This is a genomic window from Pseudomonas sp. (genome assembly GCF_032058845.1).
Taxonomy (GTDB): Bacteria; Pseudomonadota; Gammaproteobacteria; order Pseudomonadales; family Pseudomonadaceae; genus Aquipseudomonas.
Genome location: NZ_DAMCCR010000010.1, coordinates 23,203 through 42,086, shown reverse-complemented (window position 1 = coordinate 42,086; position 18,884 = coordinate 23,203). Strand labels below are relative to the sequence as shown.

Sequence of the window (18,884 nt, the reverse complement as noted above, 5' to 3'; positions counted from 1 at the left end):
AGGCTGGCGATGACAAGGCCACTGTGATGAAATGCAACCCCGCGCTTGTTCGCCTCACCAAGCCTGCCGTGAAATCCCGCCTGCTCCGCCAACTGCTCATCCCGCCCCTGATCATCCTGCTGATGCTCGGCTTTGGTGTGGTCGCCTATCTGATCAGTGAAAACAACGGCATCCGTAGCCTCAGCGAAAACGGCGAGCGCCAGCTGGAGCTGCATGCGCGCACTGTGGAAAGCGAGATCAGCAAGTACACCTACCTGCCCAGCCTGCTGGAGCTCGAAGGCTCGGTCTCGACATTGCTGCTGCAGCCTGAGGGCGCCGACCGGCAGTTCGTCAACGAATACCTCGAAGGCATGAAGCGGCGCAGCCGTAGCCGAGCGATCTACATCCTCGACACCAGTGGCCGGGTGCAAGCCACCAGCAACTGGCGCGATGCCGATTCCTTCCTGGGCGAAGACCTGTCGTTCCGCCCCTATTTCCAGGATGCGGTGCGCGGCAAACCCGGGCGCTTCTACGGCATCGGCAGCACCACCGGTGAGGCCGGTTACTACCTGTCCCACGGCCTTGAGGAGCACGGCAAGATCATTGGCGTGGCGGTCATCAAGGTGCGCCTGGACACCTTGGAAGAGCGTTGGCAGCGCGCGCGCCTGGAGGCCTTCGTCAGTGACGAGAACGGCATCATCATTCTTTCCAGTGACCCCGAGCGCCGGCTCAAATCGCTGCAGCCGCTGACGCCGCAGGTAAAAGAGCGGCTGGCGCGCAGCCTGCAGTACTACTGGTGGCCACTCAACGAGCTGCAACCGCTGGCGCGCGAGCCGTTGGGCGATGGCGTGGAAAAGCTCACCTTCCCGGTCAACAGCGAAACCGAGCCGACCGAGCAGACGGAGGTGACCTACCTGTCACAGACCCGCCGCCTGGCCGACACACCCTGGAACTTCACCCTGCTGACACCGCTGCAGGACCTGCGCCGCGAGTCGATGGTGCAAGGTGCTCTGGTCGCCTTCGCCTTTGCCCTGCTGACGATCCTTGGCATCGCCTGGAACGAGCGCCGCAAGGTGCTCGCCACGCGCCTGGCCGCACGTGAAGCCCTGGAAGAAGCCAACAGCCAGCTGGAGCGGCGCATCACCGAACGCACGGCCGACCTGCGCGCCAGCAATGAACGCCTCAAGGGCCAGATCCGCGAGCGCCGGCATGCCGAACAGACCTTGCGCCAGGCCCAGGACGAGCTGGTTCAGGCCGGCAAGCTGGCGGCCATCGGCCAGATGTCCACGAGTATCGCCCATGAACTCAACCAGCCGCTGGCCGCGCTGCGCACGCTGTCGGGCAACACGGTGCGTTTTCTCGAGCGCGGCGCGATCGATGTCGCCTCGACCAACCTGCGCACCATGAACGAGCTGATCGACCGTATGGGCCGCATCACTGCCAGCCTGCGTTCCTTTGCCCGGCGCGGCGACGACGGCGGTCAGGCTTCGCTGTGCAAGGCCGTCGACGCCTGCCAGCAGATGCTTGCCGCGCGTCTGACCAGCCGTGGCCTGCGCGTGCATCGCGACTTCGATGAACAGCGCCTGGCCATCGACCAGACCCGGCTCGAACAGATCCTCGCCAACCTGATCAGCAATGCCCTGGACGCCACCGCCGATCAGGAACGGCCTACGCTGTGGCTGGAGGGCGAACTGCTGGGCGACAAGTATCGTCTGCAGGTGCGAGACAACGGCCACGGTATCGATGACGAAACCCGCAAGCACCTGTTCGAGCCCTTCTTCACCACCAAACCCGGTGAACACGGCCTCGGCCTGGGCCTGACCCTCTCGGCCAGCCTCGCAGCGGCCGCCAAGGGCAGCCTCAACGTCGAACACCCGGGCGCTGGCGGCAGTGCCTTCGTGCTGTTGCTGCCGCTGGTCACACCCCCTACTGACACGGCCCCGCTACCATGACCCAAGCCCCCCTCACCGTCCTCATCGTCGAAGACGATCCCCATGTGCTGCTCGGCTGCCAGCAGGCGCTGGCCCTCGAGGACATCGCCTGCGAAGGCGTGGGCAGCGCCGAGCTTGCGCTCGAGCGCATCGGTGATGACTTCGCCGGCATCGTGGTCAGCGACATTCGCCTGCCCGGCATCGATGGGCTGGAGCTGCTGTCCAGGCTCAAGGCGCGGGACCGCAGCCTGCCCGTGGTGCTCATCACCGGGCATGGCGATATCGATATGGCGGTCGGCGCGATGCGCAACGGCGCCTATGACTTCATGGAAAAGCCGTTCTCCCCCGAGCGCCTGGTGGACGTGGTACGCCGTGCGCTGGAACAGCGCGGCCTGTCACGCGAGGTCAGCGCGCTGCGCAAGCAGTTGGCCGGGCACGGCTCGCTGGAAGCGCGGATCATCGGGCGTTCACCGGCGATGCAGCACTTGCGTGAGTTGATCAGCAATGTCGGCGACACCTCGGCCAACGTGCTGATCGAGGGCGAAACCGGCAGCGGCAAGGAGTTGGTCGCGCGTTGCCTGCACGAATTCAGCCGCCGCCGCAGCCAGCCGTTCGTGGCCATCAACTGTGGCGGACTGCCGGAAAACCTGTTCGAGAGCGAGATCTTCGGCCATGAGGCCAATGCCTTCACCGGCGCGGGCAAGCGGCGCATCGGCAAGATCGAGCATGCCAACGGCGGCACCTTGTTCCTCGATGAAGTCGAGAGCATGCCGATCAACCTGCAGATCAAGCTGCTGCGCGTCTTGCAGGAGCGCACCCTGGAGCGCCTCGGCTCGAACCAGAGCATTCCGGTGGACTGCCGGGTGATCGCGGCGACCAAGTCCGATCTGCAGGCTCTTGGCCAGCGTGGCGAATTCCGCAGCGACCTGTACTACCGGCTGAACGTGGTGACGCTGGAATTGCCGCCGCTGCGCGAGCGGCGCGAAGACATCCTGCAGTTGTTCGAGCACTTTCTTGAACAGGCCGCGTTGCGTTTCGACCGCGAACTGCCGCAAACCGACAGTCAGACCCTGTCCCAGATCATGGCCCATGAGTGGCTGGGCAACGTGCGCGAACTGCGCAACGTGGCCGAGCGCTTCGCCCTTGGTCTGCCGGCCTTCAAGAAGAGCGCCACCGGCACCAACCAGGGGCTGGGGTTTGCAGAAGCCGTCGAAGCGTTCGAGCGCAACCTGCTCAGCGAAGCGTTGTTGCGTACCGGCGGCAATCTCAGCCAGGCCAGCCAGGAGCTGGGCATGGCCAAGACCACGCTGTTCGACAAGGTAAAAAAATACGGGCTCGGCTGAGGCTGCTCCCCACCCTGCTACAAGCCCGCCAGGTGCGACGTCTGCAGTTGCTGGGTGTGCAGATAGGGCAGGATCGCGCCCAACAGTGCCGCCTTGAACGGTGCCTGAAAACGATGACCCAGGCCTGGAATCAAACGCAGCTGGCTGCCGCGCAGGTGCGCGGCCAGGTGCACACCATGCATCACCGGCAACAGTGGATCGGCCGTGCCATGCACGACCAGGGCCGGTACGCGCAAGCGATCGAGCAGCGGCACCCGGCTCGGCTCGGCCAGAATCGCCAGGATCTGCCGCCGCCCGCCCTCAGGCTGATAGGCGCGGTCGTAGGCAGTCGCGGCCTGGCGCAGCAGCTCGGCCCGGTCGTCACTGACCTGTGGACTGCCAAGCGCCGCCAGCAGATCGGCCTGTTGCTGGAGGGCGTCTTCGCGATTCGAGGCGCGGGGCCGGGCAAACAGTTGCACCAGGGCCGCACTCGGCGCAGGCAGGCCCGTTGCGCCGGAGCTGGTCATCACCAGGGTCAGGCTGCGCACCCGCTGCGGGGCTTGCGCGGCCAGGTGCTGGGCAATCATGCCGCCCATGCTCACGCCCAGTACGTGAAACCGCTCGATGCCCAATTGATTCATCAAACCAAGGCCATCGTCGGCCATGTCGGTCAGGCTGTAGGGCGCGCTGACGGTCAGGCCCAGCTTGAAGCGCAGCAACCCCAGGGTGAGGCCTGGCGAGGCAGGCGGCTGGCGCCAGCGGGTCAGGCCCGCGTCGCGATTGTCGTAGCGGATGACTCGAAAGCCTTGCAGACAGAGGGCTTCGACCACCTCGTCAGGCCAGTCGATCAACTGCCCGCCCAGGCCCATGACCAGCAACAAGGCCGGGTCGTGCGCTGCGCCCACGCTCTGGTACGCCAGGCTGACCTCGTTCAGTTCGACCCGCTGCACAGGCGCCTGTACATCGCAACGCGACGCCGCCCATCCGTAGGGTACTGCCAACAACCACCACACCATCACCATGAACACACGCATCGACCCGACACCAACTCGCCAACTTCCAGAGGAGCGCAAGTCTGCGCAAACCGGCGACAGCGCGCTGCCACACTTGGGTGACAGTTTGATGAAGCCAGCCGAGCGGTCAGCCGCATGCCTGTCGACACACATGGCAACATGAGGGAAACTCATTCCCCCCAAGATGCCGATGGCGCTTACCCCCGGAGCTGCGTGTGCTGGAAATCCGTCACCTGAAAACCCTTCATGCCCTGCGCGAGGCAGACAGCCTGGTCGAGGCTGCCGAGCGCCTGCACCTGACTCAATCGGCACTCTCGCACCAGTTCAAGGAGCTGGAAGAGCGTCTGGGCCTGCCGCTGTTCGTGCGCAAGAGCAAACCCCTGCGGTTTACCAGCGCCGGGCTGCGCCTGCTGCAACTGGCCGACGCAGCCTTGCCGCTGCTGCGGGGCGCCGAGCGCGACATCGCTCGCCTGGCCGGCGGCACCGCTGGGCGGCTGCACATGGCCATCGAATGCCACAGCTGTTTCCAGTGGCTGATGCCGACCATCGACCAGTTCCGCGATGCCTGGCCAGAAGTGGAGCTGGACCTGGCTTCGGGCTTTGCCTTCGCACCGCTACCGGCACTGGCGCGTGGCGATCTGGATCTGGTGGTCACCTCAGACCCGCTGGACCTGGCCGGCATCACCTACGTGCCGCTGTTCACCTATGAAGCGATGCTTGCCGTGGCCAACCAGCATGCGCTGGCCAGCAAGCCGTACATCGTGCCCCAGGATCTGATCGACCAGACCCTGATCACCTACCCGGTCGAGCGCGACCGGCTGGACATCTTCACCCGTTTCCTCGAGCCGGCCGACATCGAGCCCGCGGCCGTGCGCAATTCGGAACTGACGGTGATGATGATGCAGCTGGTGGCCAGCGGCCGCGGTGTGTGCGGCATGCCGCACTGGGCGCTGCACGAATACAGCGCGCGGGGCTATGTGAAGGGCAAGCGACTGGGTGAGAAGGGCCTGTTCGCCACGCTTTATGCGGCGGTGCGCACCGACATGCTCGATGCACCGTACATGCGCGATTTCCTCCTGACCGCCAAGGACACCTCGTTCGCTACCCTCGATGGCGTCAGCGCGGCGCGTTGAGCCGCGCGCGGTACAGCGGCAGGATCTGTTCGACGGTCAGCGGCGCGAGGGCCAGGTCGGGTGTGTCGTCGGCGCTCACCCAGCGGATTTCTTCGATTTCAGCCGCTGGGGTCACGCGCTCGGCGGTGAGCACTTCGAACAACTCAGCCTGCACTTCATGGCCAGGCTCGTTCGCAGCCGGCGCGCTGAAGCGGCCCAAGGGCAAGGCCTGGGCCGGATCGATGCGCAAACCCAGCTCCTCGAACAGCTCGCGGGCCAAGGCCTGTAGCGCGGTTTCACCGGCGTCGATCTTGCCGCCAGGCTGCATGAAGGCGGTGGTGCCGCGTTTGCGGACCAACAGGGTGCGCTGCTGGGGATCGATCAGCAGTGCGGCGGCGACACGGATCACGCTGGACATGAAGGACCTGCCTGGAAATGGGCGGGCGAGCTTGCCACGCACCCCCACCCCAGGCAACCCTCCTTTGGCAGGGTCGACAGCCTCACTCGCTGCGCGGGCGCGAGAAGCCGGCGAAGCGTTTGTTGAAGCCGGCAACTCGGCCCTCCACCGTGGTCTTGCGCTGTTGACCGGTGTAAACCGGGTGCGAGGCACTGGAGACGTCCAGCGCCACATAGGGGTAGGTCTGACCATCGGTGTGCTGCTGGGTACGGTCGGTGTCGACCGTCGAGCCGATGAGGAAATAGGTGTCTGCCGCCGTGTCATGGAACAGCACGGGACGATAGGTCGGGTGGATATCGGGTTTCATGGGGACTCGCCTGCTGGGTTAATTGATACCTTATAACATATTACTCAGGAATCACTCTCGACAAGCCCCTCGCTTGATTTCACCACCGATCAGGCCGCATGCCTTCTGCGGAACCGCCACCGCTCGCCGATGATCCTCTGCTCATGCCCTCACAACCAGGCCGTGCCCATGAACAGCCAACGCGATCTGCGCATCGACTTCTTCCGGGGCCTGGCACTGGTGTTCATCTTCTGGGACCACGTTCCCGACAACCCGCTGGCCAACCTGACGATTCGCAACCTCGGCTTCAGCGATGCCGCAGAAATCTTCGTGTTTCTCGCAGGCTTCGCTGCGGTGATGGCCTACGGCAAGATCGCCCGGCGCGATGGCTGGCTGGTGGCCTGCATGCGCATGCTGCGCCGCGCCTGGGTGTTGTACGTGGCGCACATCTTCCTGCTGGTGGTGCTGATGGGCATGGTGTTCGTGGCCAACAATCAGGTACAGACCCGCGACATGGTCGATGCCATGGGCCTGACCTATTTCATCGACCACCCCCAGCAGGCGCTGGTCGATGAGCTGTTGCTGCGCTTCAAGCCCAACCTGATGGACCCGCTGCCGCTGTACATCCTGCTGCTGGCCGGGTTGCCGGTCATCCTGCCGCTGCTGATGCGGCGTACCGCACTGACCGTCGGCGCGTCGCTGGCGCTGTATGGGCTGGTGCAAGTGTTTCACTGGAACCTGCCCGCCCAGCAAGGGCACTTCTGGTACTTCAACCCACTGGCCTGGCAGCTGCTGTTCATCCTCGGTGGCGCCGCAGCCTTGCACGCTGGCCGCGCTCAAGCCTCGCCACCTGCGCCTGCCAGCCCCTGGCGACAACCGCTGTTTCTGGTGGCAGCCGCGCTGGTACTGGTGTGCGCGGTCATCACCTTGCTCTGGCGCTGGCCGACCCTGCATGACGCGCTGATGCCGGCAACCTTTGCCCAATGGCTGTACCCGATTGACAAGACCGCCCTGGCCCCCGCGCGCCTGCTGCAGTTCCTGGCCCTGGCCTATTGCACCGCGCGGCTGGTGAGCGCGGGCCCCTGGCTCAACGGCTGGCTGGCCCGACAAAGCTGCCGCATGGGGCGTTTCTCGCTGGAAGTGTTCTGCCTGGGCGTACTGCTCGCGCCCCTGGCAGACATGCTCAATGCACTGGGTGGCGACCGCTGGCCGGTGCAGATCGCCACGGCGCTGGCCGGTGTGGCGGCCATGGCATTGCTGGCCTTGTGGTTGGACTGGAGCCGGCAACTGGGGCATGCCCAGCAGGGGCAACCGGTCTCTGCTTCATAGAGCGGAACCTGCGCGCAGCCGCTGCAGGGTAACGACGGTCACCAGCAAGTCCGCATTATCGTTGACAAATTTTTCACATTATCTGCCCAGGGTCTAAACTCCAGCCCAGCATGTGGAAACTACTTGGTCGGATTTTGAACTATGGGCGCACCGCGGCACACGGAACCTCCTCGAATGGAAGCACGCGATACCGAACACGCCCCGGCTCCTCGGCCTGAACTGCGCAGGCGGCGCAATAGGTGGTGGCTCCTGCTGGCCCTTGTCGTCCTGCTGGGCCTGATCGCCGTGGGCGTCGCCGTGTATGACGAAACGCAGACTTCCAAGCTGCAATCGCGCACCTTCAGCCGTCTGGCCAGCACCCTGACCTATTCGCTGCAGCCCGGCCCCAGCGAGACCGTGGTGTACCCGGGCGAGGGCCCGTTCGACAAACGTCTGGGTTACAGCAGCATTGGCGAATTCCTGCCACGCCTGCTCAAACGCGACTACGTGATCAGCGAGCAGACCCGTTTTTCACCCGCACTGGTCGATTACGTCAGTCACGGGCTGTTCGTGCCATTCGAGGAAAAGAGCCAGGCCGGCCTGTCGATCACCGACTGCCGCGGCGATACGCTGTATCAATACACCTACCCCCAGCATCTCTACCCGACCTTCGCTGACATCCCGCCGGTCATGGTCAACAGCCTGCTGTTCATCGAAAACCGCGACCTGCTCAATCCGCGGACCGTGCAGAACAACCCGGCCGTCGACTGGCCACGTTTTGCCAAGGCGGCGTACAGCCAGGTCGCCAAGTACCTTGCCCTGCCCGGCCAGTCCGCTGGCGGCAGCACCTTGGCGACGCAGCTGGAAAAGTACCGCCATTCACCCGATGGCCTGACCGTCTCGGGCGCCGAGAAGCTGCGGCAGATGTTCTCGGCCAGCGTACGTGCCTATCAGGGCGGCCCGGACACCACCCTGGCCCGCCAACGCATCGTGCGTGACTACCTCAACAGCGTGCCGCTCTCAGCCGTACCCGGCCACGGCGAGGTGCACGGCATGGCCGAGGGGCTGCGCGTCTGGTACGGCGCCGATTTCGACCAGATCAACGCCGCGCTCACCAGCACCGCCACTGATCAGAAAAGCCTCGCCGAGCGCGGTCTGGCGCTGCGTGAAGTGCTGTCGCTGATCATTGCCCAGCGCCGGCCCTCGCATTACCTGTCCAAGGGCCGCATCGAACTGGCCGAGCTGACCGATTCGCACCTGCGCGTGCTGGCCGCCAACGGCATCATCGAGCAGCCACTGGCAGACGCTGCGCTGGCCAGCAAGGCGGTGTACCGCGACTGGGTCGCGCAGCCGACCATCGTGCCGATCGTCACCAACAAGGGCATCAGCCTGGCGCGCAACCGCCTGGCGGCCATGTTCGCCCGCCCCTTGTACGACCTCGACCGCCTTGATCTTTCAGCCACCAGCACCTTGCAGGCCGGCTTGCAATTGCAGGCCAGCCAATACCTGAAAAACCTCGCCGACCCTGTGTTTGCCGGGCAGATCGGCCTGATCGGCCAGCGCCTGCTGACCGCCAGGACCACCGACCAGGTGAGCTACAGCTTCACCCTCTTCGAGCGCACCGCCGACGGCTCGCGGGTGCGGGTGCAGACCGACAGCACCAACCAGCCCTTCGACATCAACGAGGGCAGCAAGCTGGAACTGGGCTCCACTGCCAAGCTGCGGGTACTGACCACCTACCTCGAGATCATCGCCGAGCTGCACGAGCGCTACGCCGGCAAGCCGGTGGCCGAACTGCGCAAGGTCGAGGTGGCCGACCTCGACGCCATCAGCCGCTGGTCCCTGGGCTGGCTGATGCAGAACAGCAAGGACCCGAACCTCGACGCCATGCTCGACGCCGCGCTGGAGCGCAAATACTCGGCCAGCACGGGCGAGTCGTTCTTCACCGGGGGCGGCATGCACGTGTTCAACAACTTCCGCCGTGAAGACAACGGCCGCAACCCGAGCCTGAAGGACGCCCTGCGCGAATCGATCAACCTGCCGTTCATTCGGCTGATGCGCGATGTGGTGCGCTACGTGACCTACCAGCAGCCCTACAACCGCGAGCCGCTGCTCAAAGACGACGCCGACCCACGCCGCCAGGAATACCTGGCGCGTTTCGCCGACCGTGAGGGCACCAACTACCTGATGCGCTTCTGGAAAAAGTACCAGCGCAAAACCTCCCAGCAGCGCCTGGACACCTTCCTCGACAGCCTGCGCACCACGCCGCAACGGCTTGCCGCAGTGCACCGCTACCTGTTCCCCGAAGCCCGCCAGGAAACCTTCAACGCCTTCGTGCGCGCCCATAGCCAGGACAACAAGGCCGTACTGGCCAAGCTGAGTGACAGCCGTCTGGTCGAGATGTACACCGCCTATGGTCCGGGCAAGTACGACCTGCCTGACCAAGGCTATATCGCCAAGGTCCATCCCTTGGACCTGTGGCTGCTCGGCTACCTGCTGAAGAACCCCAGCGCCACCCAGCGCGAAGCGATCAACGCCAGTCGTTTCGAGCGCCAGGAGGTGTACAGCTGGCTGTTCAAGAGCCGTCACCAGGGCGCGCGTGACAGCCGCATCCGCACCATGGTCGAGATCGAAGCATTCCTCGACATCCATCAGCGCTGGAAACGCGTGGGCTACCCGTTCGATCACCTGGTGCCGTCGCTGGCCACCGCCATCGGCAGTTCGGGTGATCGCCCCGCGGCGCTGTCGGAGCTGGTCGGCATCATCCAGAACGATGGCGTGCGCCTGCCGACCTTGCGCATCGACACCCTGCACCTGGCGGCCGACACGCCCTACGAAGTGAAACTGGTCAGCGACCCGGACCGCGGCCAGCGCATCTTGCCCGTCGAGGTGGCGCGCGCACTGAAAGGTGCGATGTCGCAAGTGGTCGACGCTGGCACCGCGCGGCGCATCGCTGGCAGTTTCGTCCTGCGCGATGGCACTCCGCTGGTGATGGGCGGCAAGACCGGCACCGGCGACAACCGGATCGAAAGCTTCGGCGCCGGCGGCCGGCTGATCGGCTCACGCTCGCTGAACCGCACCGCCACCTTCGTGTTCTTCCTCGGCGAGCATCACTTCGGCACCCTCACCGCCTTCGTCCCGGGCCGTTCGGCAGAAGCCTTCACCTTTACCTCGGCGCTGCCGGTACAGGTGCTCAAGGGCATGGCGCCGATTCTGATGCCGTACCTGGAGCCGGGCAGCGCCACCGAGTGCAAGGCGCCGGGGACGGTCGACAGTGGTGCGCAGCCGCCGGCCGTGGCGGGGGTCACCGGCAATCCATCGATTTAGTTGATGAGAACGAGGCGCATTCAAGATTGGTCTTCGGATGGCGCTTGAGTAAGCTCTCAAGCGTTATCGCACGCCGGCAAACCTGTCGATGCGCAAGCCCCTTGCTCAAGGCGCCTGCGAACGCCGGAGCGGCCGTGCCCCCTCTGCGAAGGAAACACCCCATGAACGACACCAGCTACCGCGTCAACCATCCCCTCCGTCAACGTGCCCTGCAGGTTCTGCGGGTCACCGACCTGACCCCGCGTATGCGCCGCATCACCCTCGGTGGCGCGGCGCTGGAAGGCTTCACCAGCCTGGGCAGCGACGATCACGTCAAGCTCCTGTTCGCCGCCGACGCCCAGCAACAGGCGGCGCTGGAGGCCGGGGAGATGAGCCGTGACGCCAGTGCCCGCCCCGTGATGCGCGAATACACGCCGCGGCGCATCGACCTCGGGGCGTTGGAGTTGGACATCGATTTCGTGCTGCATGGCGACGGCCCTGCGTCCACATGGGCCGCCCAGGCGGCGGTCGGGCAAACCCTGCACATCGCCGGCCCGCGGGCTTCGCTGGTGGTCACCGACGCGTTTGACAGCTACCTGCTGATCGGCGACGAAACCGCCATCCCGGCCATCGCCCGGCGCTTGCAGGAACTGCCCGCCGGGCGCCGGGCCGTGGTGCTCATACAGGTGGAAGACGCGCGCGAACAGCAGCCTCTGGCGAGCGATGCCGAGGTTGAGGTCACCTGGGTATTGCGCCATGAAGACGACCTGCTGGAGCAGGTCCGCAGGCTCAGCCTACCGGCTGGCAGCCTGTACAGTTGGGTGGCCCTGGAAAAGCGGCTGAGCCGCGACATCAAAGGCCTGCTGCTGGAAAAAGGCGTAGCCGAGCAGGCCCTGAAAGCGGTCGCCTACTGGCGCGCCGATGACACGCCTGACGAGGACTGAGCCGCTCAGCGCGGCGCCGTTGCGCGGGCGCCCCGCCAGCGGTCCAGCGCAATGAAGACCAGGCCGGTAACCCAGAAGCCGGCCAGGACTGCCAGGGCATTGAGCATGACCTGCGCATAGCCGAGCTTGGCCACATCGATGAACGGATACGGATACATGCCGATCTCGAAGCCGCGCCACAGTGCATAGGCGAAGTACCCCGCCGGGTACAGGCTCCATGGCAGCAGGTGCCACAGCCGCAGGCAGCCCTTGGGCACCACACGCCACCAGTACACCACGAACAACAGCGGCATCACGTTGTGCAGCAGCACGTCTGCCAGCCACTGCCAGCCCTCGGGCTGCCACAGGTTGCGCAGCAGCAGGGTGTAGACCATCGCCACCAGCACGATGCTGACGCCCACTGCGGTGGTGAACGCCGGTGAGAGAAACCAGCGCCGCACCGCACCCGCCTGCCCCCAGGCGGCATAGCTGAGCACCGTGGCCACCAGGGTGTTGGTGAGCACCGTGAAATAGGTGAACACACTCACCAGCCCGCCCATCAGGCTGGCATCGGCCTGCCAGCGGGCCAGCAGCACCAGCCAGACCTGCACGGCAAGGCCGCTCCAGCCGAGCGCAGCGGCCACCGACAGCCAGGGGTGACGCACCCTCAACGACCGCGCTGCAGGGCGACGTACAGCTGTTCGACCTTGGTTCGCGCCCACGGCGTCTTGCGCAGGAAGGTCAGGCTCGACTTGATGCTCGGCTCGCTCTTGAAACAACGCACGTCGACGCGCTCGGCCAAGCCGGACCATTGGTAGTGGCCGACCAGCTCAGTGAGGATCTGTTCGAGGGTCTTGCCGTGCAGGACGTTGTGTTCAGGCAGGCTCATGGGCAGCTCCGATGGGAAAAGGGCGCACTGTACACGCCTGGCGTGCGCCGAGGTGGATTCACACCTCGATGCGCTGCGACGCTCTTCCCTACGGGTTTAGCACACGGCCTGCCACAGAGAAAAAACTGCTGGCCAGATGACACGTACTCATGCTGCAATGGCAACGTTATATTGTAACGTTATCGCTCTTTGCCAAGGAACGTCATCGCTCATGCGCCGCTCTCCCTCTACCCTCTCGCCCCTGGCTGCCGCCCTGTGCCTGGCCTCGCTCTCAAGCCACGCCGTGGAACTGCCCACCCAGGTCATTACCGCCAACCCGCTCGGCGCTGCGCAACTCGCCGCACCGAGCACGGTGCTCGAGGGCGATGACCTGCTCCAGCACCAGCATTCCAGCCTGGGAGAAACCCTCAACGGCCAACCCGGGGTGGCCTCGACCTGGTTCGGGCCCGGGGCCAGCCGCCCGGTGATTCGTGGCCTGGACGGCGATCGCATTCGTATCCTGCGTAACGGCGTCGGTGCGTTGGACGCTTCATCGCTGTCGTATGACCACGCCGTGCCGCTCGACCCCAACAGTGTCGAGCGCATCGAAATCGTCCGTGGGCCTGCCGCGCTGCTGTACGGCGGCAACGCCATCGGCGGGGTGGTCAATACCTTCGACAACCGCATCCCGGACGCGCCCATCGACGGCCTGCACGGCGGTGGCGAACTGCGCTATGGCGGCGCCGATACCACCCGCAGCAGCGCTGGCAAACTGGAAGCCGGCGATGGCACCTTCGCCCTGCACCTGGACGCCAACAGCCGCCAGTTCAACGACCTGCGCATCCCCGGTTACGCGCGCAGCAGCAAGGTACGCGAGGCCGATGACCCCGGCAGCCACGGTCGCCTGGAAAACAGCGATGGCCGCCAGGACGGCGGCGCCATCGGCGGTTCGTACAACTGGGAGCATGGGTACAGCGGCCTGTCCTATAGCCGCTACGACAGTAACTACGGCTCGGTGGCTGAACCCGGCGTGCGCCTGGACATGCAACAGGACCACTACGCCTTCGCCTCGGAACTGCGCGACCTCGAAGGCCCTTTCACCTCGGTCAAGCTCGACGCCGGCTACACCGACTACCAGCACCGCGAAATCGAAAGCGGCGAAGTGCATACCACGTTCAAGAACAAGGGCTACGAGGCCCGTGTCGAGGCCAGGCATCAGCCGCTCGGGCCCGTCGAAGGGGTCATTGGTGCGCAGGTCAGCCGTAATGAGTTCTCGGCCCTCGGTGAAGAAGCCTTCGTGCCGCACACCGATACCGACACCCTGGCGCTGTTCATGCTCGAACAGTGGAAAGCCACCGAGCGCCTGGACCTGAGCCTCGGCGCACGCCTGGACCACACCCGCGTCGAGCCCGATGGCAAAGGCAACGAGACCTTCGCCAACCTCGGCAGTACCCGCCAGTTCAATGCCGTGAGCCTGTCGTCAGGTGCGGTATACCAGCTCGACCCGGTCTGGGCGCTGGCCGCCAACCTCGGCTACACCGAACGCGCGCCGACGTTCTACGAGCTGTATGCCGACGGCGCCCACGTCGCCACGGGTGCCTATGAAGTGGGTAATGCCGGGCTGAGCAAGGAAAAGGCTGCATCGGCCGACCTTGCCCTGCGTTTCGACAACGGCACGCACAAAGGCAGTGTCGGTGTGTTCTACAGCCACTTTCGCAACTACATCGGCCTGATCGGCAGCGGCAACCTGCGCGAAGGCCACGACCATGGCGATGACGAAGCAGAGCATGATCACGACCACGATCATGACCACGGCGGTATCCCGGAGTACCTGTACCAGGGCGTGCGGGCACGCTTCTACGGCCTCGAGGCCCAGGACCGCTGGCAATTGCTGGAGAACCGCTACGGCCGCTTTGCCCTGGAGCTTTCCGGCGACTACACCCGCGCCAAGAACCTCGACAACGGCCAGCCTCTACCGCGTATCGCCCCGCTGCGCCTGAACAGCGGACTGCTCTGGGAACAGGACCGCTGGCAAGCGCGGGTCGATGTGCAGCACGCCGCGGCCCAGCGGCGCACGCCCAGCAATGAATCCCACACCTCGGGCTACACAACGCTGGGTGCCAGCATGGGCTATCGCTTCGACATCGGCGACAGTCAATGGCTGGCGTTCGTGCGCGGCGAGAACCTGACCAATGAAACCGTGCGTTATGCCAGTTCGATCCTGCGCGACATCGCCCCGGCACCGGGGCGCAGCGTCGAGGTGGGCTTGCGCACGACGTTCTGAGCCAAGCGCACTGCCGATGAGGCTGGCCCCAGCCTGATGCCGCTCTGGCTCGGGCCAGCAGCGGTGGCGCTCACCTGACTGCAATGGCGCCGGTCAACAGGGCCGGCCCCTATACCCTCACTGTTACCGGCAGCGCAACAGACCCCTGCGACATTTTGTCTTTTTTTTCCGCACATACCTCTATATCCTCGCCGCCTCGCTGAACCGCTTCAGCCCCCACACCCCCTGTTTCCATCGACGGTGGCCGCCACCCTCGATGCTTTTGGCATTCGTTCTGATCATGACAAGACAGCGCTACCTTTCGAGCACCGTGTCTCGCCCTTTCACTGTACCCGTCGCGCTTGCCGCCTTGCTTGCCGGCCTTGCGCCCGCCGCCAACGGGCAGTCGGCGTTCAGCAGCGACGCCCTCTGGATGCTCGGCGACTGGAACGGCACGCGCAGCGCGCTGCAAGCGCAAGGTTATGACTTCACCCTCGGCTACACCGGCGAGATGGGCAGCAACCTGCACGGTGGCTACGACCACGATCGCACCGCGCGCTACAGCGACCAGTTCACCTTTGGCAGCCACCTGGACCTGGAAAAGATCCTCGGCTGGCACGCCACCGACGTGCAGTTCACCGTCACCGAGCGCAGCGGTCAGAACATCAGCAATGACCGCATCAACGACCCACGGGTCGGCGGCTTCACCTCCGCTCAGGAAGTGTGGGGACGCGGCCAGACCTGGCGCCTGACCCAACTGTGGATTCGCCAGCAGTACCTCGATGGCGCCCTTGACCTGAAATTCGGCCGTTTCGGTGAAGGCGAAGACTTCAACAGCTTCCCCTGCGACTTCCAGAACCTGGCGTTCTGCGGCTCGCAGGTCGGCAACTGGGTGGGCGGCATCTGGTACAACTGGCCGGTGAGCCAATGGGCGCTGCGCGTGCGTTATCACCTGAACGACACGCTGTATGCCCAGGTCGGGGTGTTCGAGCAGAACCCCTCGAACCTGGAAACCGGCAACGGCTTCAAGCTCAGTGGCAGCGGCACGCAAGGCGCAGTGATGCCCATCGAACTGGTGTGGAGCCCGATGGTCAATGGGCTTAAGGGGGAATACCGCGCCGGCTATTACTACAGCAGTGCCAGCGCCAAGGATGTGCTCAAGGATGAACACGTACAGCCCGCCGCACTCAGTGGCGCCGCCTACCGCAGCAGTGCCAGCAAGCATGGCCTGTGGTTGGGCGTGCAGCAGCAAGTGAGCGCGCAGGCCAGCGATCGATCTCGCGGCTTGACTCTGTTCGCCAATGCCACGCTGCACGACAAGAAGACCAACGCCATTGACCACTATCTGCAAGCTGGCCTGGTGTACCGAGGCCCCTTCGATGCGCGCCCCAAGGACGACGTCGGCTTCGCCGTCGCCGGCGTGCACGTCAACCCCGCCTATCGCAAGAACGCCCGCCTGGCCAATCAGGCGAGCGCCATCGACGACTACCAGAACCCAGGCTTCCTGCCGGTGCAAGACACCGAGTACAGCGCTGAGCTCTATTACGGCATTCACTTGGCCAACTGGCTCACCGTGCGCCCCAACCTGCAGTACATCCGCCACCCGGGCGGGGTCAGCCAGGTCGACGACGCACTGGTGGCCGGCCTGAAACTGCAGAGCAGCTTTTGAACCCTTTCAACTTTGACATGACGGAGAACCTGCAATGAGCACTGACAGTGCCAAACACGCCTCGCCCTGGCTACCTCGGCTGATGGGCGTGCTGCTGCTGATGATGGGCCTGGGCCTGGTGGTCGGAGGTCTGCAACTGATCTCGGCCCACGGCTCGTGGTACTACCTGATCGCCGGGGCCGCCCTGGTGCTGTCGGGCATCCTGTTGCTGGCGCGCCGGCGTCTGGGCCTGGGCCTGTACGGCCTGATGCTGCTGGGCAGCACGGTCTGGGCGCTGCTGGAAGTCGGCCTGGACTGGTGGCAACTGGTGCCGCGCCTGTCGCTGTGGTTCGCCCTTGGCGTGGTGCTGTTGCTGCCGTGGGCACGCCGCCCGCTGATCGGCTCGGCGGCCGTTGCCAATACCGCCCTGCTGAGCGTCGCCGTCATTGCCTCCGGTGCTTGCGCCGTGGCCAGCCAGTTCACCCATCTGGGTGAAATCCGCGGCGAACTGGGCCGCGACAGCAGTGAGATGGCCAGCGCTGCACCGGCCATGCCCGAGGGTGACTGGCAGGCCTATGGGCGTACCGAATTCGGCGACCGCTACTCGCCGCTGCGCCAGATCACCGCGCAGAACGTACACGGCCTCGAAGAAGCCTGGCGCATCCAGACGGGCGACCTGCCCAGTGGCGACGACCCGGTCGAGCTGACCAACGAGAACACCCCGCTCAAGGCCAACGGCATGCTCTATGCCTGCACCGCGCACAGCAAGGTGTTGGCACTGAACCCGGATACCGGAGCGGAAATCTGGCGTTTCGACCCGCAGATCACCAGCCCGACGAAGTCGTTCAAGGGCTTTGCCCACATGACCTGCCGCGGCGTGTCGTACTTTGATGAGAACCAGTACGTCAGCCGTGATGGCAGCCCTGCGCCGAGAATCTCCGACGCCGGCAAAGTGGTGGCCCAGGCCTGTCCACGTCGCCTGTACCTGCCGACTGCCGACGCGCGCCTGATTGCCATCAACGCCGACACCGGCAAGGTCTGCGAAGGCTTCGCCAACCAGGGCGCGGTCGACCTCTCCCGCGGCATGGGTCCGTTCACCGCCGGCGGCTACTACTCCACTTCCCCGGTCGCCGTGACCCGCGACCTGGTGATCATCGGCGGCCATGTCACCGACAACGAGTCGACCAACGAGCCGTCCGGCGTGATTCGCGCCTATGACGTGCACGACGGTCGCCTGGTGTGGAACTGGGACAGCAACCGCCCAGAAGACACCAAGCCCCTGGCGGACGGCCAGACGTACAGCCGCAACTCCGCCAACATGTGGTCACTGGCCAGCGTCGACGAGTCGCTGGGCATGGTCTACCTGCCGCTGGGCAACCAGACCCCTGACCAGTGGGGCGCCGACCGCACCCCAGGTGCCGAGAAGTACAGCGCCGGCATCGTCGCGCTGGACCTGGCCACCGGCAAAGTACGCTGGAACTACCAGTTCACCCACCACGACCTGTGGGACATGGACCTGGGCAGCCAGCCGACCCTGACCCACCTGAAGACCGACGAGGGCGTCAAGCCTGCGGTGATCGTGCCGAGCAAGCAGGGCAGCCTGTACGTGCTGGATCGCCGCGACGGCACGCCCATCGTGCCGATCCGCGAGATCCCGGTGCCACAGGGCGCGGTCAAGGGTGACCACACCGCACCGACCCAGGCCCGCTCGGACCTCAATCTGCTCGGCCCCGAGCTGACCGAAGAAGCCATGTGGGGCGCCACCCCGTTCGACCAGCTGATGTGTCGCATCCAGTTCCGCAGCTTGCGCTACGAGGGCCAGTACACCCCGCCGTCCGAGCAGGGCTCGCTGATCTATCCGGGTAACGTCGGCGTATTCAACTGGGGCGGTGTGTCGATCGATCCGGCGCGCCAGTTGCTGTTCACCTCGCCCAACTACATGGCCTTCGTGTCGAAGATGGTGCCGCGCGCCGAGGTCGATGCCGACAGCAAGCGCGAAAGCGAAACCAGCGGCGTGCAACCCAATACCGGCGCGCCGTATGCCGTGATCATGCACCCGTTCCTCTCGCCGCTCGGCCTGCCGTGCCAGGCACCGGCCTGGGGCTATGTGGCCGCCATCGACCTGTTCACCCACAAAGTGGTGTGGAAGCACAAGAACGGCACCACCCGTGACAGCACCCCGGTACCGATCGGCCTGCCGGTCGGTGTGCCGAGCATGGGCGGCTCGATCGTCACCGCTGGCGGCGTCGGCTTCCTCAGCGGCACGCTGGACCAGTACCTGCGCGCCTATGACGTGAATAACGGCAAGGAGCTGTGGAAAGGTCGTCTGCCGGCCGGTGGCCAGGCCACACCGATGACCTACACCGGCAAGGACGGCCAGCAGTACGTGCTGATCACTGCCGGCGGTCATGGCTCGCTCGGCACCAGGATGGGCGATTACATCATCGCTTACAAACTGCCCAACTGAC

The 18,884-nt window shown here is 65.2% G+C and carries 14 protein-coding genes; 9 read left to right on the top strand and 5 right to left on the bottom strand.

Annotation, left to right across the window (positions count from 1 at the left end; genetic code table 11):
- The first annotated feature begins 26 nt into the window (after window positions 1–26).
- Complete coding sequence (locus RT028_RS03620) at window positions 27–1,931, top strand: ATP-binding protein (protein ID WP_312932552.1); 1,905 nt, start codon at window positions 27–29, stop codon at window positions 1,929–1,931.
- The gene (locus RT028_RS03615) at window positions 1,928–3,253 is read left to right on the top strand and encodes a sigma-54 dependent transcriptional regulator (protein ID WP_312932551.1); all 1,326 of its coding nucleotides are present in this window, start codon (window positions 1,928–1,930) and stop codon (window positions 3,251–3,253) included. The genes RT028_RS03620 and RT028_RS03615 overlap by 4 nt, the downstream gene beginning before the upstream one ends.
- 17 nt (window positions 3,254–3,270) lie before the next feature.
- On the opposite strand, the gene RT028_RS03610 is transcribed toward RT028_RS03615, so the two are convergent.
- Window positions 3,271–4,266, bottom strand: coding sequence for an alpha/beta hydrolase (locus RT028_RS03610; protein ID WP_312932549.1), 996 nt, complete (start codon window positions 4,264–4,266; stop codon window positions 3,271–3,273).
- A gap of 194 nt (window positions 4,267–4,460) precedes the next feature.
- On the opposite strand from RT028_RS03610, the gene metR reads away from it, so the two are divergent.
- Window positions 4,461–5,378, top strand: coding sequence for a transcriptional regulator MetR (metR, locus tag RT028_RS03605; protein WP_312932547.1), 918 nt, complete (start codon window positions 4,461–4,463; stop codon window positions 5,376–5,378).
- Here the strand turns inward: metR and RT028_RS03600 are convergent.
- A complete protein-coding gene (locus RT028_RS03600) occupies window positions 5,362–5,775 on the bottom strand; it encodes an NUDIX domain-containing protein (protein ID WP_312932545.1) in 414 nt (137 codons plus the stop codon). The two genes, metR and RT028_RS03600, sit on opposite strands and share 17 nt — an antisense overlap.
- Window positions 5,776–5,857: 82 nt before the next feature.
- On the bottom strand, window positions 5,858–6,121 hold the full coding sequence (locus tag RT028_RS03595) for a type B 50S ribosomal protein L31 (protein ID WP_312932543.1): 264 nt from the start codon (window positions 6,119–6,121) through the stop codon (window positions 5,858–5,860).
- Between the two features lie 168 nt (window positions 6,122–6,289).
- On the opposite strand from RT028_RS03595, the gene RT028_RS03590 reads away from it, so the two are divergent.
- The 3 genes from RT028_RS03590 to RT028_RS03580 all read left to right on the top strand — a co-directional run bounded on the left by RT028_RS03590 (window position 6,290) and on the right by RT028_RS03580 (window position 11,658).
- Window positions 6,290–7,429: an OpgC domain-containing protein gene (locus tag RT028_RS03590; RefSeq protein WP_312932541.1), complete on the top strand. Its 1,140-nt coding sequence runs from the start codon at window positions 6,290–6,292 to the stop codon at window positions 7,427–7,429.
- Between the two features lie 141 nt (window positions 7,430–7,570).
- Entirely contained in the window at window positions 7,571–10,735 is a 3,165-nt protein-coding gene (locus tag RT028_RS03585; RefSeq protein ID WP_312932539.1) for a transglycosylase domain-containing protein, read from the top strand.
- Between the two features lie 161 nt (window positions 10,736–10,896).
- On the top strand, window positions 10,897–11,658 hold the full coding sequence (locus RT028_RS03580; protein WP_312932537.1) for a siderophore-interacting protein: 762 nt from the start codon (window positions 10,897–10,899) through the stop codon (window positions 11,656–11,658).
- Window positions 11,659–11,663: 5 nt separating this feature from the next.
- Here the strand turns inward: RT028_RS03580 and RT028_RS03575 are convergent, their stop codons facing one another.
- Complete coding sequence (locus RT028_RS03575; protein ID WP_312932535.1) at window positions 11,664–12,302, bottom strand: Pr6Pr family membrane protein; 639 nt, start codon at window positions 12,300–12,302, stop codon at window positions 11,664–11,666.
- Window positions 12,303–12,304: 2 nt separating this feature from the next.
- The gene (locus RT028_RS03570; RefSeq protein WP_312932533.1) at window positions 12,305–12,526 is read right to left on the bottom strand and encodes a VF530 family protein; all 222 of its coding nucleotides are present in this window, start codon (window positions 12,524–12,526) and stop codon (window positions 12,305–12,307) included.
- Window positions 12,527–12,737: 211 nt separating this feature from the next.
- Between RT028_RS03570 and RT028_RS03565 the strand changes: the two genes are divergently transcribed.
- The 3 genes from RT028_RS03565 (at window position 12,738) to RT028_RS03555 (ending at window position 18,883) form a co-directional block, all read left to right on the top strand.
- Entirely contained in the window at window positions 12,738–14,789 is a 2,052-nt protein-coding gene (locus RT028_RS03565; RefSeq protein ID WP_312932531.1) for a TonB-dependent receptor, read from the top strand.
- A gap of 280 nt (window positions 14,790–15,069) precedes the next feature.
- Entirely contained in the window at window positions 15,070–16,437 is a 1,368-nt protein-coding gene (locus RT028_RS03560; protein WP_409567151.1) for a carbohydrate porin, read from the top strand.
- Window positions 16,438–16,471: 34 nt separating this feature from the next.
- Window positions 16,472–18,883: a glucose/quinate/shikimate family membrane-bound PQQ-dependent dehydrogenase gene (locus tag RT028_RS03555; RefSeq protein ID WP_312932526.1), complete on the top strand. Its 2,412-nt coding sequence runs from the start codon at window positions 16,472–16,474 to the stop codon at window positions 18,881–18,883.
- Window position 18,884 lies beyond the last annotated feature (1 nt).